General features: G+C 53.8%; 16 protein-coding genes. 5 read left to right on the top strand and 11 right to left on the bottom strand.

Annotated elements, in window-relative coordinates; translation table 11 throughout:
* Positions 1–2 precede the first annotated feature (2 nt).
* From trkA to FH755_RS03530, 8 genes are all read right to left on the bottom strand, one after another.
* On the bottom strand, positions 3–1,385 hold the full coding sequence (gene trkA, locus FH755_RS03565) for a Trk system potassium transporter TrkA (RefSeq protein WP_292438736.1): 1,383 nt from the start codon (positions 1,383–1,385) through the stop codon (positions 3–5).
* Between the two features lie 9 nt (positions 1,386–1,394).
* Positions 1,395–2,669, bottom strand: a complete 1,275-nt coding sequence (locus FH755_RS03560) for a sigma-54 dependent transcriptional regulator (RefSeq protein WP_292438733.1) — start codon at positions 2,667–2,669, stop codon at positions 1,395–1,397.
* Positions 2,666–4,864, bottom strand: coding sequence for an ATP-binding protein (locus FH755_RS03555; RefSeq protein WP_292438731.1), 2,199 nt, complete (start codon positions 4,862–4,864; stop codon positions 2,666–2,668). The genes FH755_RS03560 and FH755_RS03555 overlap by 4 nt, the downstream gene beginning before the upstream one ends.
* Positions 4,822–5,400 carry a DUF4390 domain-containing protein gene (locus tag FH755_RS03550; protein WP_292438729.1) on the bottom strand — a complete coding sequence of 193 codons (579 nt, stop codon included), beginning with the start codon at positions 5,398–5,400 and terminating at the stop codon, positions 4,822–4,824. Before FH755_RS03550 ends, FH755_RS03555 begins: the two co-directional genes overlap by 43 nt.
* Complete coding sequence (gene rsmB, locus FH755_RS03545) at positions 5,378–6,679, bottom strand: 16S rRNA (cytosine(967)-C(5))-methyltransferase RsmB (protein ID WP_292438727.1); 1,302 nt, start codon at positions 6,677–6,679, stop codon at positions 5,378–5,380. The genes FH755_RS03550 and rsmB overlap by 23 nt, the downstream gene beginning before the upstream one ends.
* The gene (gene fmt / locus FH755_RS03540) at positions 6,672–7,601 is read right to left on the bottom strand and encodes a methionyl-tRNA formyltransferase (protein WP_292438725.1); all 930 of its coding nucleotides are present in this window, start codon (positions 7,599–7,601) and stop codon (positions 6,672–6,674) included. The genes rsmB and fmt overlap by 8 nt, the downstream gene beginning before the upstream one ends.
* Positions 7,602–7,617: 16 nt before the next feature.
* Positions 7,618–8,121 (bottom strand): peptide deformylase, encoded by a 504-nt coding sequence (gene def / locus FH755_RS03535; RefSeq protein WP_292438723.1) that lies wholly within the window; start codon positions 8,119–8,121, stop codon positions 7,618–7,620.
* 140 nt (positions 8,122–8,261) lie between these two features.
* Entirely contained in the window at positions 8,262–8,621 is a 360-nt protein-coding gene (locus FH755_RS03530) for a cytochrome c (RefSeq protein ID WP_292438721.1), read from the bottom strand.
* 139 nt (positions 8,622–8,760) lie between these two features.
* Between FH755_RS03530 and FH755_RS03525 the strand changes: the two genes are divergently transcribed.
* The 4 genes from FH755_RS03525 to topA all read left to right on the top strand — a co-directional run bounded on the left by FH755_RS03525 (position 8,761) and on the right by topA (position 13,842).
* Positions 8,761–9,792: a LysM peptidoglycan-binding domain-containing protein gene (locus FH755_RS03525; RefSeq protein WP_292438719.1), complete on the top strand. Its 1,032-nt coding sequence runs from the start codon at positions 8,761–8,763 to the stop codon at positions 9,790–9,792.
* A gap of 12 nt (positions 9,793–9,804) precedes the next feature.
* Entirely contained in the window at positions 9,805–10,911 is a 1,107-nt protein-coding gene (dprA, locus tag FH755_RS03520) for a DNA-processing protein DprA (RefSeq protein WP_292438717.1), read from the top strand.
* A gap of 31 nt (positions 10,912–10,942) precedes the next feature.
* Positions 10,943–11,410, top strand: a complete 468-nt coding sequence (locus tag FH755_RS03515; protein ID WP_292438715.1) for a DUF494 family protein — start codon at positions 10,943–10,945, stop codon at positions 11,408–11,410.
* 149 nt (positions 11,411–11,559) lie between these two features.
* Complete coding sequence (topA, locus tag FH755_RS03510; RefSeq protein WP_292438713.1) at positions 11,560–13,842, top strand: type I DNA topoisomerase; 2,283 nt, start codon at positions 11,560–11,562, stop codon at positions 13,840–13,842.
* Positions 13,843–13,884: 42 nt separating this feature from the next.
* Here the strand turns inward: topA and FH755_RS03505 are convergent, their stop codons facing one another.
* The 3 genes from FH755_RS03505 to purE all read right to left on the bottom strand — a co-directional run bounded on the left by FH755_RS03505 (position 13,885) and on the right by purE (position 15,895).
* Complete coding sequence (locus tag FH755_RS03505; protein ID WP_292438711.1) at positions 13,885–14,166, bottom strand: SelT/SelW/SelH family protein; 282 nt, start codon at positions 14,164–14,166, stop codon at positions 13,885–13,887.
* A gap of 8 nt (positions 14,167–14,174) precedes the next feature.
* Positions 14,175–15,314, bottom strand: coding sequence for a 5-(carboxyamino)imidazole ribonucleotide synthase (locus FH755_RS03500; protein ID WP_292438709.1), 1,140 nt, complete (start codon positions 15,312–15,314; stop codon positions 14,175–14,177).
* Positions 15,315–15,403: 89 nt separating this feature from the next.
* On the bottom strand, positions 15,404–15,895 hold the full coding sequence (gene purE, locus FH755_RS03495; protein WP_292438708.1) for a 5-(carboxyamino)imidazole ribonucleotide mutase: 492 nt from the start codon (positions 15,893–15,895) through the stop codon (positions 15,404–15,406).
* A gap of 261 nt (positions 15,896–16,156) precedes the next feature.
* On the opposite strand from purE, the gene gltB reads away from it, so the two are divergent.
* On the top strand, positions 16,157–20,608 hold the full coding sequence (gene gltB, locus FH755_RS03490) for a glutamate synthase large subunit (protein ID WP_292438970.1): 4,452 nt from the start codon (positions 16,157–16,159) through the stop codon (positions 20,606–20,608).
* The last annotated feature ends 9 nt before the right edge of the window (positions 20,609–20,617 follow it).

The following is a 20,617-nucleotide window of genomic DNA, read 5'->3' as shown; positions in this document are numbered from 1 at the left end:
CTCTAAAAGAAGGTAAAGCCGACCTGAAACAGCCGTTCGACTTCCTTAATATAGCGTTTATTGACCAAAAACAGGATCACATGATCCTCGGATTCAATGATCGTATCATGATGGGCCACGATGACTTCCTCACCGCGAACGACGGCACCAATCGTCGTGCCCGGCGGCAAGTCAATTTCATCAATGCGACGCCCGACCACCATGGACGAACTGCTGTCCCCATGGGCAATGGCTTCCAGTGCCTCGGCGGCTCCCCGGCGCAGGGAATGCACCGCGACAATATCACCACGGCGAATATGGGCCAGCAAGCTGCCGATGGTGGCCTGCTGCGGTGACAGCGCGATATCAATGCTGCCGCTTTCCACCAGATCCACATAGGCCGCACGGTTAATCAGCGACAGCACCTTGGTGGCCCCCAGCCGCTTGGCCAGCATGGAAGACAGGATATTGGCCTCATCATCATTGGTCAGGGCACAGAACAAGTCGACCTTATCGATTTCCTCTTCCAGCAACAGCTCTTCATTGGCGACATCGCCCAATAAGACGATAGTGTCTGCCAGCTCTTCCGAGAGATATTCGGCGCGTTGTGGATTGGCCTCAATAAGCTTGATTTGGTAATGCTTCTCCAGCGCTTTGGCGAGCCGGGCGCCGATATTGCCGCCACCGGCCAGCATGATGCGGCGATAGGGTTTTTCCAGCCGGCACAGTTCGCCCATGACGGCACGGATATCCTTGCTGGCGGCAATGAAGAAGACTTCATCATCGGCCTGGATGACGGTATCACCGGTCGGAGTGATCGGTCTGCCCTCACGGAAAATAGCGGCAACCCGCGTGTCAGTTTTGGGGATATGCTGTTTCAGGTCGCGAAGCGGATGACCGACCAGCGGACCCCCATGCACAGCCTTGACCGCCACCAGTTGCACTCTGCCCTCGGAAAAATCGAGTACCTGCAGGGCATTGGGATGGCTGATCAAACGCTGGATATATTCGGTGACTATCTGTTCCGGGCTGATCAGCATATCAATCGGGATCGCCTGAGGATTTTCCTTATCGAATATCTGTGGCGTTGATAAATAGCCGGTGTTGCGGATACGGGCAATTTTAGTTGGGGTGTTATAGAGCGTATGGCAGATCTGGCAGGCGACCATATTGGTCTCATCACTATTGGTCACGGCCAGAATCAAATCGGCATCCTCGGCACCGGCCCGGGCCAGCACGTCCGGATGCGAGGCCTCACCCTGGATAGTCTGGATATCGTAGTGATCCTGTAACTTCAGCAGATTGCTGTTGTTGGTATCCACCAGCGTGACATCATCGTCCTCGCGTGCCAGCGTGGCAGCGACCGATGCACCGACTTGTCCCGCACCCAGAATAAGAATTTTCATCGTGCCTTCCTAGATTTGCTTGGTATCGATACCCAATGATCGTAGTTTGCGATACAGGTGAGTCCGCTCCATACCGGCGAGTTTCGCGGCCTTGCCTACATTGCCCTCTGTTTCCTGCAACTTATGCAACAAATAGATGCGTTCGAACTGTTCGCGGGCTTCCCTCAGCGGTAAATCGAAATTGATGGTTTCTTCGCCCTCGCCGGCCGCTTCGGCTTCAGTTTCCAGGGCCTGCTCAATATCGGCGACATCAATATCATTGCCATCACCCAGGACCAGCAGCCGCTGGATAACGTTTTTCAGTTCCAGCACATTGCCCGGCCAGTCATGATTGCGCAGCCGGTTCTGGGCAGCGACACTGAAGCGCCGATAAGGCAATCCGGCCTGGGTGGTCTGGAGATCGACAAAGTGATGTACCAGCTCAGGGATGTCTTCGATATGTTCGCGCAGGGAGGGAATCAACAGCGTGATAGTGTTGAGCTGGTACAGCAGGCCGTCGAGAAAATCCTCATTATCGACCGCTTTCTGAAGCGAATACTGGGTGGCACAAACCAGTTGACATTCATTAAGTTGCTTACTCTCCAAAAGGTGCAGCAGCAAGGCCTGGGCTTCATCACTGAGCAGGGCCAGATCGTTAATATAGAGGCAATTGCCCTTGGCCAGCGATTTAATTTTGTGGCTGTCGAGCGGGAAGCTTTCCGGACTGACTTCGATGAATTTGCCATCAGCGTAGTTACCGAGACTATGCAGATAATGCGCAAAACAATGTTTGCCGGCACCCGGCTCACCGACCAGCATGATAGGCATATCATGACGAGCGATGCGTTCGACCTGCTCACGCAGCAGGCTGATCTGGCTGCTTTTACCTACCGGTACCTGCGATAATTCACGCTGAATCGCAACCTGTTTGGCGCGATTCTCCAGCGCCATCTCGACACCGCGCAACAGCTTGGCCATTGATAAGGGCTTTTCGATAAAATCGGCAGCCCCCAGACGGGTGGCCTCAACAGCCGTTTCAATGGTGCCGTGGCCTGACATCATCACAATGGTGACGGTTTTGTTCTGTTGCTTAAAGTCCTTTAGCAGCGTGATGCCGTCGATATCAGGCATCCAGATATCCAGCAGCACCAGGTCGGGTAACTGCCGGTCAAATTCAGCCTTGGCTTCTTCACCGTTGGCGGCGATACGGACCTGATAATTTTCGTCTTCCAGAATGTCTCTAATCAGTTCCCGAATATCGGGCTCGTCATCGACAACCAGAATTAAGGGTTTATCAGCACTCACGAGTGATGATCCTCCAGTGGTAATCTGATAATTATACTTGCTCCTTCCGGTCCGTGATTCTCTGCCCAGACATCACCGCCATGTTCTTCGATGATTTTTTTGACGATGGCCAGACCCAGCCCGGTGCCTTTGTGTTTGGTCGTGGCATAGGGTTCGAACAATTTATCGATAATGTCGTCGGGAATACCGGGACCATGATCACGGATATGAATTTCCAGCCACTGCTGTTGCTGGCTCTCGACAGGATGATAACTGATCACGATATCGACCGGTGAGTTTGCATCTTCGCAGGCTTCGATGGCATTTTTCAACAGATTGTGCATGACCTGACGGAAGCGGTTGGCATCGACGCGAATCAGGATTTCCTCACGGCTGTTCAACAGGGCAAACTGGTGATGTGGATTGCTCTGATACATAGTCAGCACTTCCCGGATCAACTGGCCAATGGAATGCCATTGCAGTTGCAGTGCCGGAGTACGGGCATACTCGGAAAATTCATTGACCATTTCCTTCATTGCCTCTACCTGTTGCACGATGGTGTCGGTCAACTTGTTCAGGCCCTCGCTCTGTTCGGCAGGAACCATGGAGCCGTATTTGCGTTGCAGTCGTTCTGCCGACAACTGAATCGGTGTCAGCGGGTTTTTAATTTCATGAGCCAGACGACGTGCTACCTCGCCCCAGGCCGCATGCCGCTGAGCTTGCAGCAGGGCAGTAATATCCTCAAAGACCACGACCCAGCCGGCATTATTGGGCAGACGGGTGCCATGACAGATCAGCGTCTGGTTGCCCTTGGATTTCTGCATCTCGATCTGCTGTTCCCAGTTCAGCCCCTTGCCGGCACAGTTTTCAATCATCTGGCAAAAAGTCTGCATATTCCGATTGAGCCTGGCCAGTTTGGATAAAGGGCTCTCCAGCCGTTGTTGCAGATTGATGCCGAGGATTTTGCTGCTGGCATTATTGGCGGTATGCAGATAGAGGCGCTTATCAACCGTTACTACGCCACTGGAAAGGCTGCCCAGCACAGTGGTCAGGTAGCTGGTCTGTTGTTCCAGTAGCCGATGACTGCGTTGAGAGGCGTTATGAGCCTGGGTCAGTCGTTGCGTCATCTGATTGAAGGAACGTACAAGAAAGCCGATTTCGTCGTGGCCCGATGCCGTCAGCTGCATATTGTAGTTACCCGAGGCCACGGCCTGAGTACCCTCAGCAAGATCCTGCAGCGGCTCGACAATACGTCTGGAAATCCATATTGCAAACCAGATCGATACCAGAATGGTCAGAAAGACAATCAGGCTCAGGCTCAATGTAAAGACGGTTATCAGCGGTTTGCGCAGATAACTCAGCTCTTTGTAATCGGTATAAGCGGCCTGTACGGTCTCACCCAGATCACTGAGTCGGTCATTAATGGGGAATAAAACATTCAGCATGCGCTCTTCGGCAAGTACCGACTGACGCGGGATACGCACGGTGGCGCGTAAACGCAAATCATCGTTTTCAGTGGGGTCGAGACCAATATAATCTTCCCCCTGAAGTAATTGGCTGATAATGCTGTCATTGGGCCGGTCCGGCACCATGATGGTCGGGGTTTCAATGCTGGAGGCGACCGGTGTACCGTCCATGCCCCAGATACTGACCTCCAGTGCGCCGCTGAGGTTGTTCAGATCACGCAGGCTATGAGACAGCTCAGAGTCGGGTAATTCACTGAGTACGCCGGCCATCATCCGGGTCTGGCGCAGCAGGGTCCGCATACGGATACCGAAGGAGGTGCGGCTCAGTTCCAGTGAGTCATTCAGTGCCTGTTCGATTTTGACATCAAACCAGCTGTTGATCCCGCGATGCAGGAAGTGCATCGAGAAGCCGTAAACAATGGTGGTCGCCACCAGGATCAGCAGGACAAACAGGCTGACCAGCCGCACAGTGAGGCGGGAACCGGCTTCATGGCGTTTAAAATCGCGGTAAAGACGGTATAGACTACGGGCCAGTATCGCGGCCAGCAGTAACAGGCACAGCAGACCAATACCGAAAATCATCAGAAACAGATCATTCAGTCGTGAACTGTCCTGTGTCGCCGCACTGAGCAGCCAGGCCATGGCCAGCAACAGCAAGGCCAGAGAGAAGTAGGGGGCGGTGCCCGAGCTGAGGCGTTTGATAAAGGCTAGGGCCATACCGCTCTGACCCAGGGGCTGGTTAACTGCCATTTGCTGGAAATCATGGCGCCGGGCCGCATCGGGGTCGGCAGCGCGCCTAAATCCAGACCGCTTCGGATTAGCAATAACAGATCGTCAGCTTGCTGGGTAAATTCAGGCGGCAGACTCAGATCCTGAATATTACCCAGCGCTTTGAGCGCCCCTTCCAGATGTGGGAAATTCCGCTGATCATCGGTTTCCAGCGCTTTCAGAACATATTGTTCGGACAGGGCATGATAGCGAAGCTCGTAATGCAGACGGCTCTGCCACAAAGTGGTTTCCCATTGCCAGAAGCGGCCCAGTATCGGGAAGCTTTCAACCAGCTTCAGTTCCTGAAAAAAGGTGATGGGCACGCCGTTGTGCAAGGCTTCAATAACGCGCGGCGTCAACGGGTAGTCAATCTGTGCACTGAGCACATAACCGTTGCCAACCTGATTCACCCGGGGGTTATTGACACTGAAAATAGTGGCATGAGCCAGGCTGCTGAAGCAGAGCAGCAGAAATGCGGCCAGACGCAGCCAATATTTAGCGGCGCTGCAGGCAGGCATAATAAAAGCCGTCCATGACATCGTCACCGGGCAGTCGCTGAAAGCCGAACGGGCGTGGTTGCGCTGGGGGCTTGTCAGGCCTGACTTCAGCGCCATCCGGATGTCGTTGCAGAAACGCTTCAATTTGCTGCTCGTTCTCTTGTTTGAAAGCAGAGCAGGTAGTGTAAACCATCAGACCGCCCGGTTTCAGCAATGGCCACAGATTATCCAATAATTGCTGCTGAGTCTGTGCCAGCTGGTCAATATCTTCTGGCCTTCGCAGCAGTTTGATATCCGGATGGCGTCGAATCACGCCGCTACCGGTGCAGGGGGCGTCAATCAGGATTCGATCAAAAGCTTCACCATCCCACCAGAGCCCGGTATCAGCGGCATCGGCGGCAGCCAGCGAGGCGGAGAAGTTCAGCCGTGACAAATTCTCGGCGATGGATTCCAGCCGTTTGTCGGAAATATCCAGCGCCATCAAGTAGTTATCCGGTGCCTGTTCGAGAATATGACCGGTTTTGCCGCCGGGGGCAGCACAGGCATCGAGAATGCGCTGACCTGGCTGTATTGCCAGCAAATCCGCTACCATCTGGGCGGCACCGTCCTGTACCGAGGCACTGCCGTCAAAGAATCCGGGCAAGTTATGAACATCGCAGGGGCTGGACAGCAGAATGGCTGCATTACCGGCCTCCAGTGCCTGTGCTGCAATGCCCTGTTCGGCGAGTAACTGCAGGTAACGCTCACGATCGCTCTGCTGGCGGTTGACCCGCAGCATCATCGGCGGCTGCTGATTATTGGCTTCACAAATCTGTTGCCAGTGTTCGGGCCAGTCCTGCTGATAACGTTTCAGTAGCCATTCAGGGTGGGCATGGACGGCTTGTTCGTTTTGTTCAAGCGCAGTGTCAATCTCTGTTTGCTGACGCTGGTAGTTACGCAGGCAAGCATTCAGCAGCCCGCCTGCCCATTGTTTGCCCAGCTGTTTAGCCGCGTTGACGGTTTCAGAAATGGCGGCATGCGGCGGTGTCTGTAACTCACGCAATTGATACAGACCGATCAGCAACAAGGCGCGAATATCGGCATCTTTATGCTTAAGCGGTTTTTTTAGCAGCTTGTCTGCGATCAGCGTTAGTCGCGGCTGCCAGCGTAAAACGCCATAGCAGAGTTGCTGACAAAAGCCACGATCGCGTTCATCAACCTGCTTGATTTGTTCAGCGAGGACTGCTGTCAGTGAGCGCTGCTCTGACATGACGGCAGTCAGGATGCGGGCGGCAACACTGCGGGCGGAGGCCTTAGCCAAGGATTTCTCCTGCTGCGATTGAATTCGCGTTCAGGAAATCCTGTACCGACATGGCACGTTTTCCCGGCATCTGTAATTCCTTAATTCGTAAAACACCGTCACCGGTCTGCACATCAAGCCCCTGTTTACCGACAGCAATGATCTCACCGGGCTGACCGTTCCGTGTTCTGTCACCCAGCGTTGCCAGCCAGATCCGCATGGTTTCACCCTGCCATTGGGTCTGCGCTACCGGCCAGGGATTGAAGGCATGGATCTGACGCAAAATCTGCTGGGCGGGTTGCTGCCAGTCGATCCGGGCTTCTTGCTTATCGAGCTTTCTGGCGTAGGTAGACTGGCTGTCATCCTGCGGTTTGGCCTCTTTAAGTCTGGTTTCAATATCGTCCAGACTTTGCAACAGCGTCTCAGCCCCCAGTGCTGCCAGCCGGTCATGTAAGTCCTGGGCGGTATCAGATTCGTTGATAGGGCAGCGGGCCTCGAGCAGCACCGGCCCGGTATCCAAACCGGCTTCCATTTTCATAATGCCGACACCGGTTTCGGTGTCGCCGGCCAGAATGGCACGCTGTATAGGTGCTGCACCCCGCCAACGTGGCAGCAATGAAGCATGAACATTGATGCAGGCAAGACGCGGTGTATCGAGCACCGACTGCGGCAGCAGCAGGCCATAGGCGACCACAACCATCAGGTCTGGCTGATAAGCGGCGAGGGTTTGCAGGCTGTCTTGTGTTTTGAAACTAAGCGGCTGCTCGACCGGGATAGCGTGCTCCATGGCAAGCTGTTTAACCGGGCTGGGCGTCAGCTTACGACCGCGACCAGCTGGACGATCCGGCTGGGTGTAAACGGCACAGATCTCATGCTCGCTGTTCAATAATGCTTTCAAACTTTCAGCAGCAAAATCCGGCGTACCGGCAAAAATAATCCGCATTAGGGGTAGTTTGTCCTTATAGTTTTTGCTTTTGGTGCTTTTCCAGTTTTTTCCTGATGCGCTGACGTTTCAGGTTACTGAGATAGTCGACAAACAGTTTGCCGTCAAGGTGGTCGATTTCGTGCTGTATACAGGTGGCAAGCAGGCCGTCCGCATCGAACTCCATTTGGTCGCCGTCACGGTTAAGCGCTTTGACTTTGATTCTGTCAGCACGGGTCACGGCCTCGTAAGCTTCCGGTACCGACAGACAGCCTTCCTCGAATTCCCTCTCACCTTCAGCATCAATCACTTCCGGATTGATCAGAATCAGGGGATCGCTTTTGTCCTCGGAAATATCGATCACAATCAGACGCTTCTGCACATTGACCTGGATCGCGGCCAGCCCGATACCAGGGGCCTCGTACATGGTTTCCAGCATGTCATCGGCGAGCTGACGAATCTCATCGGTCACCGCTTCAATCGGTGCTGCCTGGTTACGCAGGCGCGGATCGGGATAATGCAAAATATTCAAAATAGCCATGTTGGTACCTGTTTCTGTTCCGATAATCAGAACCTTGTTTCAATCTCTCTATTTTAATCTGGTGGCAGCGTCTTGGAAAATAAAGTCCCAACAAAAAGGCGGCCGAGGCCGCCATTAATGCAAACAAGTCAGAAGACCGTTTATTTGAGACTGGCGTAATAGGCGGCCAGATTGGCAATATCTTCATCCGACAGATTTGCTGCCATGGCATGCATCAACGCGGCGTTTCCGCCCTGGCGTTCCTTGCTGCGATAGGCTTTGAGCGCTGACACCAGATATTCTTCGTTCTGGCCGGCCAGGTTCGGGTAGATCGGCATCAGAGCAATACCATCGGCACCGTGACAACTGGCGCAGACGGCGGATTTGGCTTTACCTGCCTGCGGATCGCCCTGTGCCAGAAGGGTCGAGGCGGAAAAGAGGGTAGTAAAGCCCAGCAAAGTTAAGGATAACGCTTTCATCATTGACTCCGTGGTTGAAAACCGTGATCGGGGCGCAGCCATAACGAATTCCTCTGAATGACCGCGGGAAATGGCCTAAAGTTGCCTAATTGCTTGATTACTGACTAAGCTTATAACACACTATGGCTGTTGTTACTCAAATAATGGATCAGGGTAACGTTCATGCCATGAGGATAGCTCGATGATACGACGCATTGTCTTAAGCCTGTTTTTTGTACTGTTAAGCCTGCCGCTGATAGCAAACGATGTCGAACTCAACCCTGACCACCCACAACGCTATGTTGTTAAAAAAGGCGATACGCTGTGGGACATTTCCGGCATGTTCCTCAAATACCCCTGGCACTGGCCGGATATCTGGTACGTCAATCCGCAAATTGATAACCCGCATCTGATTTATCCCGGTGATGAACTCTCTCTGGTCTGGCGTGATGGCCGGCCCATGCTGGAAATCAATCGCGGCCAACGCACCGTCAAACTATCGCCGCAAGTGCGCGAAAGCCTGCTGGATAAACCGATTCCGACTATACCGCTGTCAGCCATTGGTCCATTCCTGACCAAACCCAAGGTCGTTGGTGCTGAGGTGCTGGATAATGCGCCTTACGTGGTAGCCAGCGCCGATGAGCGTTTGATTTCCGGCTCCGGGGATTATGTCTATGCCCGTGGCGTAAGCAATGATGATATCAATGAATACAGCATTTTCCGTGGTGGCAAGGTCTATACCGATCCGGAGACCGATGAAATCCTCGGCTATGAAGCGATTTATACCGGTGATGCCACGGTGGTGACGCCGGGCGATCCGGCCAAGGTTGATCTCACTTATACAAACCGTGAAGTTCAGATCGGTGACCGCCTGCTGGAAGTGGAAGAGGATGATTATGACCTCAACTTTATTCCCCGCTCACCGGCTGAGGCCATGAATGGCCGTATCATTTCTGTATTCGACGGGGTGTCGCAGGTGGGGCAGTATCAGATCGTGGTCATCAACCTGGGCGCGCGTGATGGATTGGAGACCGGTCATGTGCTGTCAGTATTCCAGGCTGGTGAAACTATCCGTGATCAGGTGACGGAACAACCGCAGGACATGGTGACGCTGCCGGACGAACATGCCGGTGAAGCCATGGTGTTCAAGACTTACGAAAAGGTCAGCTACGCCATTGTGATGAAAGCGACCCGCGCTATCCACCTGCTCGATAGGGTCAAAAGCGCACCCTGAGGTGTTGAAGGGATGAGCACCAACAAGCAAGACGCGCTCGCTTGTTGGATTGCCCTGCAGCGCGTACCGGGCCTGGGTCCAGTCACTTTTACCAGGCTGCTTGAACAATACGGCAGTCCCGCGGAGATTCTCCGTCAGCCTAAGCAGCTCACTGGCGTGAGTGAAAAGGTAATGGACGGTATCCGCAAGCCGGACTGGCAACAGGTTGAAGCCGATATGGCCTGGCTGGATCAGGATAATCGTCATTTGATCACCTATGATGATGCCCGTTATCCTCCCCTGCTCAGGGAAATTTCCGACCCGCCCATGCTGCTTTATGTACAGGGAGATGCCTCCTTGCTGAGCCAGTGGCAACTTGCCATAGTTGGCAGCCGCAGCCCGTCACCGTCAGGTCGCAATACAGCTTATGATTTTGCCCGTTATCTGGCCACTGGTGGTCTAACAATCGCTTCCGGTCTGGCAGCCGGCATTGATGGGGCGGCACATAAAGGTGCACTGGCTGCCGGCGGCAAAACGCTGGCGGTGGTAGCGACCGGACTGGATCGGGTGTATCCGGCCCAGCACCGCGATCTGGCACATCAGATCGTTGAGCAGGGGGCGATGGTGTCCGAACTTCCGCTCGGCACTTCTCCCAGACCGGAGCTGTTTCCTCGCCGTAATCGAATCATCAGTGGCCTGTCATTGGGCACCCTGATTGTGGAAGCCGCCCTCAAAAGCGGCTCTTTGATTACTGCCAGAATGGCGATGGAGCAGGCGAGGGAGGTGTTTGCCATTCCGGGCTCGATTCACAACCCGCTGTCTCGCGGCTGTCATCAGTTGATCAGAGAAGGGGCCAAGCTGGTGGAAACGGCCGATGATATTCTGGAAGAATTGGGCGCACTGGCCGGGGTGAATATACCGGAAGCAGAAATTGAAGAGGCTGGATCCTCTTCACATGAAAAAGACGGGGATTACCGGATTTTATTTGAACATCTGGGATTTGACCCCATTCCCATAGACAAGCTGATAGAAAACAGCGGATTGACGGCCGATGCGGTTTCATCCATGCTGTTATTACTGGAGTTAGAAGGCGAGGTGGCGTCATTGCCGGGCGGACGATACGTACGAACGGGTTTGTAAAAAACCAGTCCCTCCTTCAATAGAGAATCGAATGAAAGAAAATATCATTGATGTGTTGCTGTATTTGTTTGAGAACTACATCGACACTGAAGAGAGCCAAAAACCCGACAAAGACACCCTGGAACTGGAACTCGAACGCGTCGGCTTCCAGGAACTGGAAATCCACAAAGCCCTGGAATGGCTGGAAAACATGACCGTTGTTGCCGAACGGCCGCTCAATCGTGATGCCAGCATGCGCGTTTTCAATGATAATGAAGTTGAGCGCCTGGACGTTGAATGCCGCGGTTATCTGCTGTTTCTGGAACAGGTCGGCGTGCTGGATGTCGAAACCCGCGAAGTGGTCATTGAGCAGGTCATGGCACTGGAAACTGAAGAAATCGATCTGGACCAGCTTAAATGGGTGGTGCTGATGGTACTGTTCTATCAGCCGGGCAGAGAAGTGGCTTTTGCCTGGATGGAAGATCTGGTGTTTGAGGACATGGAGGCGGTTATCCATTAAAACGGCGCCGAAAAAATGAATCATTACTCTGCCCGCGAACTAGCGGGCTTTGTTTTATGTGCTGCTTCTGCAGGCAGACCCTACGGGTCTGATGAAAACAGCCAGCAGCGCAGAGACAGGAATCTAAGCTTGCAAGAGCACGGGTGAATATGGGAAAAAAATTAGTTATCGTCGAATCGCCGGCCAAGGCGAAGACCATCAAAAAATATTTGGGTAAAGATGTCGAGGTGCTGGCTTCTTATGGCCATGTCCGCGATCTGTTACCTAAAGAGGGAGCGGTCGACCCGGCGAATAACTTTGCCATGAAATACCAGGTTATTGACCGTAACAGCAAGCATGTCGATGCGATTGCCAAAGCGATGAAAAAAGCCGATGCGCTCTATCTCGCGACGGATCCGGATCGCGAGGGGGAAGCCATTTCCTGGCACCTTTACGAGCTGCTGAAAAAGCGAGGCGCGCTGAAAGATAAAGAAACGCATCGTGTTGTCTTCCATGAAATCACCAAGCAGGCAGTGAATGACGCGGTCGCCCATCCGCGGGAATTGTCGATGGATCTGGTCAATGCCCAACAGGCAAGACGGGCGCTGGATTACCTGGTCGGTTTCACTCTGTCGCCGTTGCTTTGGAAAAAAGTCCGCCGCGGTCTGTCTGCGGGGCGGGTGCAAAGCCCGGCTTTACGTATGATCGTCGAGCGTGAGCTGGAGATCGAAGCCTTTACGCCCAGAGAATACTGGACTATCGAAGCCGATGCGGCAGCGGATGACAAGGCTTTCCAGGCCAAATTGACCTACTTCGAAGGCGATAAGCTGAGCCAGTTCAGCATCGACAATGAAAAGCAGTCCAGCGATGTCGTAGCCAAACTGAACAAGGCGGCCGAAGGTAAGCTGCTGGTCACCAATGTTGAAAAGAAACAGCGTCGCCGTAACCCGGCTGCCCCCTTTACTACCTCCACGCTGCAGCAGGAAGCCTCGCGCAAACTGGGCTTCGGTGCCCAGCGTACCATGAGTCTGGCGCAGCAGCTCTACGAGGGCGTGGATACCGGTGACGGCGCGGTCGGTCTGATTACCTACATGCGTACCGACTCGGTCTCGCTGGCCAATGAAGCCATCAATGAAATCCGTGACTTCATCGCTGAGAAGTACGGCAAAAAAATGGTGCCGGGCAAACCGCAGGAATACAAAACCAAATCCAAAAATGCCCAGGAAGCGCATGAGGCGATTCGACCCACTTCGGTACTGCGGACACCGGAGGAGATGAAAGCCTACCTGTCAGCCGATCAGCTCAAACTCTACACGCTGATCTGGCAGCGCACGATGGCCTGTCAGATGGTACATGCGACTCTCAATACCGTCGCTGTGGACCTGGGCTGTGGCAAGGGCAATACCTTCCGTGCCAACGGCTCTACCGTCGTTAATCCGGGCTTTATGAGTGTTTACCTGGAAGGCAAAGACGATACCGCTAAAACCGATAAAGATGAAAACCTGCTGCCGCCGATGGAAGTGGGCGAAGTGGTAACGTTGAAAGCAATCCGTCCCGAGCAGCACTTTACCGAGCCACCACCGCGCTTCAGTGAAGCCAGTCTGGTACGGGCACTGGAAGAACACGATATCGGCCGGCCCTCGACGTATGCCAGTATCATTTCGACCTTGTTGCAGCGCGAGTATGTCGAGCTGGTGAACAAACGTTTCCACCCGACCGATGTCGGCCGCGTAGTGGGTAAGTTTCTGGTTCAGCATTTCACCAAGTATGTGGATTACAACTTCACTGCTGAACTGGAAGATGAACTCGATGCGGTCGCGCGAGGTGAAGAAGAATGGATTCCGCTTCTGACCAAGTTCTGGGCGCCGTTCAAAGAGCAGGTGGAGACCAAGGATAAAGAAGTTCAGCGCAGTGATGTCACCCAGGAAGTACTGGATGAAGACTGTCCTAAATGCGGTAAAAAACTGTCCAGCCGGCTCGGACGCAGCGGCCGCTTTATCGGCTGCACCGGTTATCCGGAATGCGATTACACCCGCAATATCGATGGTGAAGAAACCAGTAATGAGCCGGAAGTGGTGGAAGGCCGTCAATGTCCCAAGTGTGATTCCGATCTGTGGATTCGTACCGGCAAATACGGCAAGTTTATCGGTTGCTCCAGTTACCCCAAATGCAAACATATTGAGTCGCTGGAACAACCCAAGAATACCGGGGTGAAATGTCCGCAGTGTGAGAAGGGCGAAATCCTGACCCGCAAATCACGCCGGGGCAAGGTGTTTTATTCCTGCTCGGAATATCCGGACTGTGATTACGCCTTGTGGAATGAACCGCTGAAAGAGCCCTGCCCGAAATGTGACTGGCCGATTCTGACGCTGAAAACCACCAAGAGCCGGGGTACCGAGAAAGTCTGTCCGCAGAAGGATTGTGACTTCAGTGAAAAAGTCGAGAGCGCATAAAAAAAGCCGGGTGCGGTAGATCACGCCCGGCTTCAGCTGTCTTTATTTCCTGTTACGGTCGATATGACCCAGATCGCGCTCCGGCGCAATCTGATCCCGTACCCGTTGTTTCAGCTCGGTAATTTCAGGAAAACGACCTTCCTGCTTGCGTGACCAGACCAGCCTGTCGTTGGCATAGACTTCAAAAATGCCGCCGGTGCCCGGTTTGAGGCTGAGCTCATCCAGTTCTTCATCGAAGGTCGACAGCAGTTCCTGCGCCATCCAGCCCGCACGCAGCAACCAGCGGCACTGGGTGCAATAGACGATGCTGACTTTATTACTCATCCCCTGGCTCACCTGGCCTGCAGCGCATCGAATACACGGTTGGCCTGTTCCATCGCAGTCTCGGTATCCGCAGCCAACACGTTGAAATGGCCCATCTTACGACCGGCGCGCGCAGCCTGTTTGCCATAAAGATGCAGTTTGATATTAGACTCGGCCAGTAAACTTTCCCAGTTCGGCTGACTGTTGCCCCAGACATCACCGAGGATGTTGATCATGACTACCGGGCTGACCAGGTCGCAGTCTCCCGCGGGCAGACCGCAGAGCATTCTGACCTGTTGCTCGAACTGTGAAGTGTGGCAGGCATCCAGCGTGTAGTGGCCCGAGTTGTGCGGACGCGGCGCAATTTCATTGGCGATGATCTCGCCATCGGTAGAGACGAAGAACTCGACCGCCATGGTGCCGATATAACCGAGACCGCGGGCAATATCATTGGCCTTCTGTATGGCTGACTGGGCCTGTTCGGCGGAAACACTGGCAGGCACGCTGGTGGAATGGAGAATGCCATTGACATGAACATTTTCAGCAACCGGGAAAGTCGTAATGCTGCCGGTTTCACTACGGGCCAGTACGACCGAGATTTCACGATCCAGCTCAATGCGCTGCTCCAGCACACACTCTTTTTCACCGAGTGATTCAAAAGCTTTGTAGACATCCTCCAGATTGCTACAGGGGACCTGGCCTTTGCCGTCATAACCGAAAGTGGCAACTTTCAGAATGGCCGGGAACTGAATTTTTTCCTCGGCGGCAGCGATATCTTCACGGCGAAGAATCGGTAAAAACGGCGCGGTGGCAATACCCTGTGAAGCAATAAACTGCTTCTCCACATTGCGGTTCTGGGTCTGTGCCAGTGCTTTGGAAGAGGGGCGGACGACGGTGTGCTGTTCCAGAAACGCCAGCGTCTGCGCGGGAATATTTTCGAACTCGGTCGTGATCGCCGCACAGAGTTCGGCCATTTCTTTCAGCGCCGACTCATCATCGTAGGCCGCGCAGATATGTCTATCGGCAATGATGCCGGCCGGGCTCTGGGTGTCGGGATCAAGCACCACTACTTTATAGCCCATGATTTGCGCAGCGGTCGTAAACATCCGGCCCAGCTGGCCTCCGCCAAGCATACCTAATGTTGCACCGGGTAAAATTTGAGAATTCATAAACAACCTCTTGCAATCTGCGCCGGTCCGAACCGGCGTACTTATCTGAGAAGGCCGGTGATACCGAGCGGCCGGCCTGAGGGTCAGTTTTATTGTGGGGGAAGCGTCATATCCAGCACTTGCTGGTGCTGCGCTTGACGGAACTGTTCCAGTTTATCGCTGAGCGTCTGATCATTAACAGCAAGCTGGGCAATAGCAAACAGGGCTGCATTGGCGGCACCGGCTTCACCAATGGCGAAAGTCGCCACCGGAATGCCTTTGGGCATCTGCACAATCGACAGCAGGGAGTCCTGACCTTTGAGGTATTTGGAAGGCACCGGTACGCCCAGCACAGGCACGGTAGTGCCCGCAGCCAGCATGCCCGGCAGATGTGCTGCACCGCCAGCGCCGGCAATAATACAGGTCAGGCCGCGCTGTTTCGCCGTGGCAGCATAATCGGTCAGCAAATCCGGTGTCCGATGCGCAGAGATCACCTTGGCCTCATAGGGCACGCCAAAGGCTTCCAGTTGCTCGACGGCTTTTTCCATGACGGGCCAGTCGCTGTTGCTGCCCATCACCACACCCACAAGTGGTTTTTCCATGATTGTTCCGTTACACAAATAGAAAAACAGTGCATTTTAGCTATTTTATTGAAAATAGGAAAATTTAGCGCGGGAAAAACTGTCTCATCAGGTAATGGAACAATTGAACGGGACGGCATCGATCGCTATAATAGTCGATCCTTTCTGCCGTAATTGGTCAAAGCCCCTTGTCGTCGAATCCAACACCGACGGACTTCCGCCGGGGGAGCAGTGACGGCGCTAAACTAAGAGAAGGTATGTGACGTGAGTCAGCCAACAGAAATGAATCAAGGTCTCTACAGACCGCAATTTGAAAAGGACAACTGTGGTTTCGGCTTAATCGCCCAAATGGATGACAAGGCCAGCCACTGGCTGGTGGAAACAGCGATTGAAGCCTTGGGTAATCTGACCCACCGCGGCGCGATTGGTGCCGACGGCAAAACCGGTGATGGTTGTGGTCTGTTGCTGAAAAAACCAGACAGCTTCTTCCAGGCAATTGCCCACGAACAGGGCTTTAAGCTGGCCTCTTTGTATGCCGTGGGTATGGTATTCCTGTCCCATGATGAATCCAAAGCGCAGTCTGCACAGAACATCGTAGATGAGAAACTGGCCGCCAAAGGGCTGGAAGTGCTCGGCTGGCGTGATGTACCTGTCGATCCGGAATCCGCTTGTGGACAACAGGCAATGGAATCCCTGCCGGTGATGCGTCAGGTTTTTGTCAATGCCGCTGAGGGCATGACGGAAGCCGACTTTGAACGTCAGCTCTATATCGCCCGTCGCCTGGCAGAAAAAGCCATTACCGGTGACGAAGACTTCTATGTTTCCAGTCTGTCTTCCCACGTGATTTCCTACAAAGGTCTGGTCATGCCTTCTTATCTGCCGGTCTTCTACAAAGACCTGAACGATAAGCGCATGGAGACTTCGATTGTTATTTTCCATCAGCGTTTTTCAACCAACACCATGCCGCAATGGCGTCTGGCTCAGCCGTTCCGCATGCTGGCCCACAATGGTGAAATCAACACGGTCCAGGGTAACCGCAACTGGGCGCTGGCAAGGGGGGCTAAATTCGCTACCCCGCTGATTGAAGATATGGAAGAAATCCGTCCGCTGGTCGGTACTACCGGTTCGGATTCATCCAGCATGGATAATATGCTGGAAGCCCTGCTCGCCGGCGGCGTCAGCCTGTTTCGTGCGATGCGCCTGGTGATTCCACCAGCCTGGCAGAATGATCCGACCATTGATGAAGATCTGCGTGCTTTCTACGACTACAATTCCATGCACATGGAGCCGTGGGATGGACCTGCCGGCGTCGTTATGACTGACGGTCGTTATGCCGCCTGTACCCTGGACCGCAACGGTCTGCGTCCGGCGCGTTATATCATCACTAAAGACCGTCATATCACCCTGGCCTCTGAAGTCGGCGTCTGGGCTTATCAGCCACAGGACGTTGTTGCCAAAGGTCGTCTGAAACCAGGTCAGATGCTGGCTGTCGATACCCACACCGGTGAACTGCTGATGCCGGAAGATATCGACAACAAACTGAAATCCGCACAACCATACCGTCAGTGGCTGGACAACAATCTGCAACGGCTGAAAGATGCTGAGGATGATGAAACCGGTCCGACCATTGAAGGTAATGAATACGAGATCTACGAAAAACTGTTCAATATCACCTTTGAAGAGCGCGATCAGGTCATCCGCGTGCTGGGTGAAGCCGGTCAGGAAGCGGTCGGTTCCATGGGTGATGACACGCCGTTTCCGGTGATGTCGACTCATGTTCGTTCACTTTACGACTATTTCCGCCAGCAGTTTGCGCAGGTGACGAACCCGCCAATTGATCCGCTGCGTGAAAACATCGTCATGTCGCTGGAAACCTGTTTTGGTGAAGAGCGCAACATGTTCGAGGAAGGCGAAGATCATGCACAGCGCGTTGTCGTCGATTCACCGGTGCTGTCTGAGAGCCAGTTCCGTCAGTTACTGGCAATGGGTGAACACAATTCGGAATATGAATCCGTCACGCTGTCACTGAACTACGATCCGGCTATCGGGTTGGAAGCCGCTGTCGATGCATTGTGTGATAAAGCAGAAAAAGCGGTTGCCGACGGTACCGTGGTAATCGTACTGTCCGACCGGGATATTGAGAAAGACAAACTGCCGATTCATGCGCTGCTGGCGACAGGTGCGGTGCATCACCGCCTGATCAAGGCTGGTCTGCGTTGCGATGCCAACCTGATCGTGGAAACGGCAACAGCGCGTGACTCACATCACTTTGGTGTGCTGCTGGGCTATGGTGCAACGGGTATTTACCCTTACCTTGCTTATGCCTGCCTCAATGACATGATTCACACCGGCGAAATCAGAGACATTGAACGTGCCGAGCTGTGCCGCCGTTATCGTAAAGGCATCAACAAAGGCCTGTTCAAGATCACCTCGAAAATGGGGATCTCGACTATTGCCAGTTACCGTGGTGCCCAACTGTTTGAAATCGTTGGTCTGCACGACGATGTCGTCAACAAATGCTTTACGTCGACTACCAGCCGTATCAGCGGTACCGGCTTCAGCGAGCTGCAGGCAGATGATGAGAAACTGGCAAAACTGGCCTGGAATCAGCGTAAAAAACGCAGTCAGGGTGGTTTGCTCAAATTCATCCACGGTGGTGAGTATCACGCCTACAATCCAGATGTCATTGCCACACTGCAAAAAGCAGTACAGGGTGGTAGCTACGACGATTACAAAGCCTACGCCTCGCTGGTTAATGAGCGTGAGCCGATGGTGCTGCGTGACCTGATGAAGGTCAAGCTGGCCGATCAGCCGCTGGCGATGGAACAGGTAGAAGATGTCAGTGCCATTCTGCAACGCTTTGACAGCGCCGGTATGTCACTGGGTGCCTTGTCACCGGAGGCGCACGAAGCGCTGGCCATTGCGATGAATCGTCTGGGTGGCCGCTCCAACTCCGGTGAAGGTGGTGAAGATCCGGATCGTTTCGGTAATGAGCGCGTCTCGAAAATCAAACAGATCGCGTCTGGTCGTTTTGGTGTGACCCCACATTATCTGGTCAATGCCGAAGTATTGCAGATCAAGATCGCTCAGGGTGCAAAACCGGGCGAGGGTGGTCAGCTGCCAGGCAAGAAAGTGAATCAGATGATTGCCAGCCTGCGCCACTCGGTGCCTGGCGTGACCCTGATTTCACCGCCGCCGCATCATGATATTTACTCGATTGAGGATCTGGCGCAGCTGATTTTCGACCTGAAGCAGGTTAATCCGCAGGCCCTGGTTTCAGTCAAGCTGGTGTCTCAGGCCGGTGTGGGTACTGTCGCGGCCGGTGTTGCCAAGGCGTACGCCGACCTGATTACTATTTCCGGTTATGACGGTGGTACCGGTGCCAGCCCGCTGACCTCGGTCAAATATGCCGGTGGTCCATGGGAGCTGGGGCTGTCTGAAGCCCATCAAACCCTGCGTGCCAACGATCTGCGTGACAAAGTGCGCCTGCAGACAGATGGCGGTCTGAAAACCGGTCTGGATGTCGTTAAAGCCGCGATTCTGGGTGCGGAAAGCTTCGGTTTCGGTACCGGCCCAATGGTCGCACTGGGTTGTAAATACCTGCGCATTTGTCACCTGAATAACTGTGCAACCGGTGTCGCTACTCAGAACGAAAAACTGCGTACGCAGCACTTTATCGGGCTGCCGCAAATGGTAATGAACTACTTCCAGTTCGTTGCCCGTGAAACGCAGGAATGGCTGGCCGCACTGGGTGTATCCAGTCTGCAGGACCTGATCGGTCGTACCGATCTGCTGGAACTGCTGCCGGGTAAAACCAGCAAGCAGCAGAGACTGGATCTGTCACCGTTACTGTCAGATGCCGGCGTGCCTGCAGATAAACCCAAGTTCTGCCTGGAGCCGAAAAACGAGCCTTACGACAAAGGTGAACTGGCCGAGCAGATGGTCGCTGATATCAAGGACGCCATCGTCAACAAAACCGGTGGTGAGTTCAGTTACGAAGTTCGTAACGTCAATCGCTCTATCGGTGCCCGTTTGTCCGGTGAAATCGCCCGCGTTCACGGCAACTACGGTATGGCTGACAAGCCGATTCGTCTGCGTCTGAAAGGTTCTGCCGGTCAGAGCTTTGGTGTATTCAACGCCGGTGGTCTGGAAATGTACCTGGAAGGTGATGCTAACGACTATGTCGGTAAAAGCATGGCAGACGGCAAACTGGTGATTCATCCTTCGCCTGAAAGCGAATACGAAAGCCATGAAGCCAGCATTATCGGTAACACCTGCCTCTATGGTGCCACCGGTGGTGCACTTTACGCTGCCGGCCGCGCCGGTGAACGTTTCGCAGTCCGTAACTCCGGTGCCTCAGCGGTAGTGGAGGGTGTGGGCGACCACGGTTGTGAGTATATGACCGGCGGTGTCATCACTGTGCTGGGTGAAACCGGCCTCAACTTCGGTGCCGGTATGACAGGCGGTCTGGCCTTTGTGCTCGACAGCGATAACAGCTTTGCTGAACGCTACAACGACGAACTGGTTGAACTGGTCAGAATCGATACAGCTGAAATGTCTGAGCTGTCACTGTTCCTCAAAGGCATGATTGAAGATCATGTCCGCGAAACCGGCAGTGCATGGGGCCACCAGATTCTGGATGCGTTTGAACAACGCCTGAAACAGTTCTGGATGGTCAAACCCAAAGCGGCTGCAATGGACGGTCTGCTGAAACTGGCAACGAAAGCAGCTTAAGGACTCAGC

Source organism: Methylophaga sp. (assembly GCF_009711715.1).
Taxonomy (GTDB): Bacteria; Pseudomonadota; Gammaproteobacteria; order Nitrosococcales; family Methylophagaceae; genus Methylophaga.
The sequence above is the reverse complement of the archived record's forward strand: the minus strand, read 5'-3'. Positions and strand labels throughout refer to the sequence as shown.

Excerpts from the sequence above, each read along its gene's own strand:
- dprA (WP_292438717.1), top strand. The coding sequence starts at position 9,805 with ATGAGCACCAACAAGCAAGACGCGCTCGCTTGTTGGATTGCCCTGCAG.
- FH755_RS03505 (WP_292438711.1), bottom strand. The coding sequence starts at position 14,166 with ATGAGTAATAAAGTCAGCATCGTCTATTGCACCCAGTGCCGCTGGTTG.
- purE (WP_292438708.1), bottom strand. The coding sequence starts at position 15,895 with ATGGAAAAACCACTTGTGGGTGTGGTGATGGGCAGCAACAGCGACTGG.
- fmt (WP_292438725.1), bottom strand. The coding sequence starts at position 7,601 with ATGCGGATTATTTTTGCCGGTACGCCGGATTTTGCTGCTGAAAGTTTG.
- FH755_RS03525 (WP_292438719.1), top strand. The coding sequence starts at position 8,761 with ATGATACGACGCATTGTCTTAAGCCTGTTTTTTGTACTGTTAAGCCTG.
- FH755_RS03500 (WP_292438709.1), bottom strand. The coding sequence starts at position 15,314 with ATGAATTCTCAAATTTTACCCGGTGCAACATTAGGTATGCTTGGCGGA.
- trkA (WP_292438736.1), bottom strand. The coding sequence starts at position 1,385 with ATGAAAATTCTTATTCTGGGTGCGGGACAAGTCGGTGCATCGGTCGCT.
- gltB (WP_292438970.1), top strand. The coding sequence starts at position 16,157 with ATGAATCAAGGTCTCTACAGACCGCAATTTGAAAAGGACAACTGTGGT.
- def (WP_292438723.1), bottom strand. The coding sequence starts at position 8,121 with ATGGCTATTTTGAATATTTTGCATTATCCCGATCCGCGCCTGCGTAAC.
- FH755_RS03550 (WP_292438729.1), bottom strand. The coding sequence starts at position 5,400 with ATGCCTGCCTGCAGCGCCGCTAAATATTGGCTGCGTCTGGCCGCATTT.
- FH755_RS03515 (WP_292438715.1), top strand. The coding sequence starts at position 10,943 with ATGAAAGAAAATATCATTGATGTGTTGCTGTATTTGTTTGAGAACTAC.
- topA (WP_292438713.1), top strand. The coding sequence starts at position 11,560 with ATGGGAAAAAAATTAGTTATCGTCGAATCGCCGGCCAAGGCGAAGACC.
- FH755_RS03530 (WP_292438721.1), bottom strand. The coding sequence starts at position 8,621 with ATGGCTGCGCCCCGATCACGGTTTTCAACCACGGAGTCAATGATGAAA.
- FH755_RS03555 (WP_292438731.1), bottom strand. The coding sequence starts at position 4,864 with ATGGCAGTTAACCAGCCCCTGGGTCAGAGCGGTATGGCCCTAGCCTTT.